Origin of the sequence: Azospirillum sp., from assembly GCF_035627195.1 — a bacterium.
Taxonomy (GTDB): Bacteria; Pseudomonadota; Alphaproteobacteria; order Azospirillales; family Azospirillaceae; genus Azospirillum.
Genome location: NZ_DASPMG010000333.1, coordinates 1 through 4,664 on the forward strand (window position 1 = coordinate 1; position 4,664 = coordinate 4,664).

The following is a 4,664-nucleotide window of genomic DNA, read 5'->3' on the forward strand; positions in this document are numbered from 1 at the left end:
GACGGCGTCGGCCACCGTTTCCAGCAGGCACCAGGGCTCGGGCTCCAGCGCCAGGGCGACGGTGCGGCCGGAGGTCCGTTCCAGCCGCGCAAGGGCGGCGGCGGCCTGCAGCAGCCCCTCGGCCACCGCCGCCTCCCGCCCGCGCAGGGTCATGCCGTAGCCGCCGGGCACGGTGCTGATGGTCGCACGCTCCCCCGGCGGCACCAGGGCGGCCATGGTCTCGGCCAGCGTCACGGTGTAGGCGACGCGTTCCGGCGTGGTCCAGTCGGGCTCGTAGACCGTCTCCTTGACCGGCGCGCCGTGGAAGCGGCCGTAGGGGAAGCCGTTCATGGTGAAGGCCGCGAAGCCCTCGCCGGCGAAGATCGCCGCCAGCTCCGCCGTGGCGCCGGGGGCCGCCGCCGCCTCGGCCGACAGGCGCAGGCCGACGGCGAAGGGACGGTCGGGGCAGAGCCGGCGCTTGATCGCCGCTACCGGGCCCAGCAGGGCGGCGCGCACTTCGGCGAAGCTCTGCGTCGGGTGGACGTTCAGGCAGTAGCCGAGCGTGCCGCGGCCATGGGGCAGGCGCATCAGGCGGCCTCGCGCGCGGCCAGCCAGGATATCGCCTGTTCGACCAGGGCCGGGTCCATGGCGTTCACCTCGACGCCGCGGCCGATGCCCTCCAGCAGCGTGATGGTCAGCCGGCCGCCCAGATGCTCGCGGAACTCCTCCAGCCCGGCCAGCACCTGCGGGCGGCCGGCCCCGTCGCCATCGATCGCGCGCCGTGCCAGCGCCGGGTGCCACAGGCGGAAGCCCAGGTGTTCGAGAAGGACGGCGACGCGCACGTCCTCGCCCTCGTCCAGCAGGCCGGCCAGCACGGAATAGCGGGTGTCCAGCGCGATGCCGATGGCCACCGCCTCGCCGTGGCGCAGGTGGTTGCGGCTCAGCGTCTCCAGCTTGTGGGCGGCCCAGTGGCCGAAGTCCAGCGGGCGGGCGCTGCCCTGCTCGAACGGGTCGCCACCCTCGGCGATCTGCTTCATGTGCAGCTCGGCGCAGCGGCGGATCGAGTGGGCGACCGCGTCCGCCTCGAACAGCGCCAGCGCGTCGGCGGAGCGTTCCAGCCATTCGAAGAAGGCGCCATCGCGGATGAGGGCCACCTTCACCGCCTCCGCCATGCCGGCGACGCGGTCGCGGGCGGGCAGCGTGTCCAGGAAGGCGGCGTCGTTCACCACCGCCCAGGGCGGGGCGAAGGTGCCGATCTGGTTCTTGGCCCCGTCGCGGTTGATGGCGCTCTTCACGCCGACGCCGGAATCGTTCTGCGCCAGCACGGTGGTGGGCATGCGCACCAGCCGCACGCCGCGGTGCGCGGTGGAGGCGGCCAGCCCGACCGCGTCCAGGAAGGCGCCGCCGCCCACCGCCAGCACGTAGGAATGCCGGTCGATGCCGTGGCCCAGGATGGCGTCGTGCATCTGGCCGATCAGCGCCGGGTCGTTCTTCACCGCCTCGCCGCCGGGCAGCACGCGGGGCGGCGCCACCAGCGCCGGCAGGTCACCGCGCGCGGCGAAGTGGGCGGCGATGGCCGCGCACAGGTCCGGGTGCCCGTCCAGCACGCCCATGTCGACGAAGGCGAGGCAGCGCGGGCGCGGGTCGGCGCCGGCCGCGCCCATCGCCTGGGTGCCCATCGCCTGCGCCAGCGTCGCGTTGCCGGGGTCGAAGGCGCCGCGCGTGAAGGCGACGGCGTAGTCGAAGGTGACCGTGAAGCGCTGGCGGTGGATGTGGGGCGCGGCGTGGGCGCCGGGCAGGGTGCTCATGGGCTGGGCGGTCATGTGTGGGCCTCGTCGAACACGTGTCTCAGCAGCAGGTCCTTCACCGCCGTGGCCGGCACCGGCCCGTCGGGCAGCAGGGAGGGTTCGGAGGAGAAGATCAGCGGCCCGGCCTCCGCACGGTCGGTGGGCCGCCCGTGCGAGCCCTTGACCAGCCCGGCGTCGAGCGGGACCACGTCCATCAGCGTGCGGAACCCCAGCGCCTTCCTGGCCAGCCGCCACGCCACGGCCGCCTTCGGCCAGGGCATGGCGGGGTCGAGGAACAGCTCCGCCGGGTCGTAGCCGGGCTTGCGGTGGATCTCCACGGTGCGGGCGAAGTCCGGCGCGCGGCCGTCGTCCAGCCAGTAGGGATAGCTGAACCAGCGGTCGGCGCGGCTGATGGCCACCAGCTCGCCCGCGCGGGGGTGGTCCAGGCCGGCGGCGCGCTTGCCGTCGTCGTCCAGCACGCGCTCCACCCCGTCCAGGCCGGCCAGCAGGTCGCGCACCGCCGGCACCAGCTCCGGCCGGCGGACGTAGACGTGGGCCAGCTGGTGGTCGGCGACGGCGAAGGCGTCGGAGGTGCCGGGGTCGAGCAGCTCGCCCCCCTGCTCCTCCCGCACCGCGATCAGGCCGGCCTGGCGCAGCGCGCGGTTGATGGCGATGGGGCCGGTGACGCCGGTGATGCCGTATTCCGACAGCACGACGACGCGCGTCCCCGCCCATTCCGCGGCGTCGATCAGCGGGGCGGCCAGCGCGTCCACGGCGGCGACCTGCGCGGGGATGCGCGGGTCGTGGGGGCCGAAGCGCTGCAGGTCGTAGTCGAGGTGCGGCAGGTAGACCAGCGACAGGGTGGGCTTGAACCGTCGCTCCACCTCCGCCGCGCAATCGGCGATCCAGCGGCTGGAGACGATGTCCGCCCCCGGCCCCCAGAAGCGGAACAGCGGGAAGGGGCCAAGCGCCTTCTGCAGGTCGCCGCGCAGGTGCGACGGGTTGGTGTGGATGTCCGGCAGCTTGCGCCCGTCGGCGGCGTAGACCGGGCGCGGCGTGACGCTGACGTCGGCGCCCGAATACATGTTGTACCACCAGAACAGCTTGGCCCCGACGAAGGACGGGTCGCGCCGCCGCGCCTCCTCCCACAGGGTTTCGCCGGAGACGAGGCGGTTGCTCTGCTTCCAGAACAGGATTTCGGACAGGTCGCGGTCATACCAGCCGTTGGCGACGGCGCCGTGGCCGGCGGGCGGCCGGCCGGTCAGCATGCTGGCCTGCACGCTGCAGGTCACCGCCGGCAGCACCGGGACCAGCGGGCGCACGCCGCGCGCCGCCAGCCGCGACAGCGCCGGGGCGTGCGGCAGCAGGTCGGGCGTCAGGCCGACGACGTTCAGGACGAGGGTGCGGCGCATGGTCAGCCGGCGGCCTCGGCCGTGGGGGAGCCGACGAGAGGTGTTTGGCCGCGCAGCACCGTGTTGCCCTCGAACAGCAGGCGCTGGTCGACCGGCAGCGGCGTTTCCAGCTCGGCCGGGTCGAGGCGGCCGCTCTGGGCGTAGAAGGCGATGGGGTTGCGCCAGACGATGGTCTCGATGGCGTCCTCCGCGATGCCGGCGGCGCGCATGGCGGCCACGGTCTTCGGCACCTTCAGCGGGTCGCTGATGCCCCAGTCGGCCGAGCTGTTGACCATGATCCGCTCCGGCCCGAAGGCCTGGACGAGGGAGACCATGCGCGGCTCGTCCATCTTGCTGCCGGGGTAGATGGTGTGGCCGGCCCAGCAGCCGCTTTCCAGCACCATTTCCAGCGTCTGTTCGTTGTTGTGGTCGATCAGCACGCGGTGCGGCGGGATACCGGCCTCGCGCAGCAGGTCCAGCGTGCGGCGCGTGCCCGCCTTCTTGTCGCGGTGCGGCGTGTGGATCATCACCGGCAGGTCGTGGCGCATGGCCATCTCCACCTGCCGGGCGAGGATGTCGTCCTCCGCCGCCGTCATGTCGTCGTAGCCGATCTCGCCCACGGCGACGACGCCCTCCTTGACGAGGTAGAGGTCGACCAGCTCCAGCACGCCGTCGACGATGCCGGGGGTGTTGGCCTCCTTCGGGTTGAGGCCCAGCGTGCAGAAGTGGCGGATGCCGAACTGGCTGGCGCGGAAGCGCTCCCAGCCGATCAGCGACAGGAAATAGTCCTCGAAGCTGCCGGCGTGGGTGCGCGGCTGGCCCAGCCAGAAGGCCGGCTCGGTCACCGCGACGATGCCGGCGCGGCGCATGGCCGCGTAATCGTCGGTGGTGCGCGACGTCATGTGGATGTGCGGGTCGAACAGGTTCATGGCGTCAGCGTCCGGTTTCAAGGAGAAGATCGAGGTCGGGCGGCACCGGCCGCCCGGCGGCGCGCCGCTCGTCGCGGAAGTCGGCGGCCATGCGGATCAGGCCCGGCGTGGTGCGCTCCGCCAGACCGACGACGCGGGCCAGCGGCGCGCCGGTGAACACCGCCTTCAGCACCATCTGGTTGAAGGCCGGCTCGGCGAAATGGGCGGCGGGGAAGGCGTTGTCGCAGGCGACGGCCTCGAACACCGGCTGCACGCTGGACCGGCAGGCGTCGGCCGCCAGTTCGGCGAAGCGCGCCGGGCCGGGCAGCAGCGGCAGCGCCTGCAGGATCGCCGCCCGCTCCGCGTTGTCGGAGGTGCGGAAGGCGGCGGCCAGCCGGTCCGGCGCCTCCGCCCCCGCTGCGCCGACCGATGCGACGAGCAGGGCGGCGCGCGCGAAGCGCGACGGCGGCCAGCGCTCCGGCGCCGCGATGCCGGCGGCGCGCAGGGCGTGCGCCTGCGCGCTGTCGGGCGGCGGCACGGCGGGCGACAGGCGCCCGGCCATGGCGAACAGCCGCAGGAAGGCCGGCGTGCCAGGCAGA

4 protein-coding genes and 1 pseudogene are annotated in these 4,664 nt (G+C 73.8%); all 5 read right to left on the reverse strand.

Annotated elements, in window-relative coordinates; translation table 11 throughout:
- Positions 1-567: pseudogene (locus tag VED21_RS29730) on the reverse strand (hypothetical protein); the annotation flags it as partial.
- On the reverse strand, positions 567-1,802 hold the full coding sequence (locus VED21_RS29735) for a 3-dehydroquinate synthase (RefSeq protein WP_324888943.1): 1,236 nt from the start codon (positions 1,800-1,802) through the stop codon (positions 567-569). The gene VED21_RS29735 and the pseudogene VED21_RS29730, both read right to left, overlap by 1 nt.
- A complete protein-coding gene (locus tag VED21_RS29740; RefSeq protein ID WP_324888945.1) occupies positions 1,799-3,178 on the reverse strand; it encodes an alkaline phosphatase family protein in 1,380 nt (459 codons plus the stop codon). The genes VED21_RS29735 and VED21_RS29740 overlap by 4 nt, the downstream gene beginning before the upstream one ends.
- Before the next feature lie 2 nt (positions 3,179-3,180).
- Positions 3,181-4,086 (reverse strand): TatD family hydrolase, encoded by a 906-nt coding sequence (locus tag VED21_RS29745; protein ID WP_324888947.1) that lies wholly within the window; start codon positions 4,084-4,086, stop codon positions 3,181-3,183.
- A 4-nt stretch (positions 4,087-4,090) separates the two neighbouring features.
- The coding region (locus tag VED21_RS29750) for an EboA domain-containing protein (RefSeq protein ID WP_324888949.1) at positions 4,091-4,664 on the reverse strand (574 nt) is incomplete at its 5' end.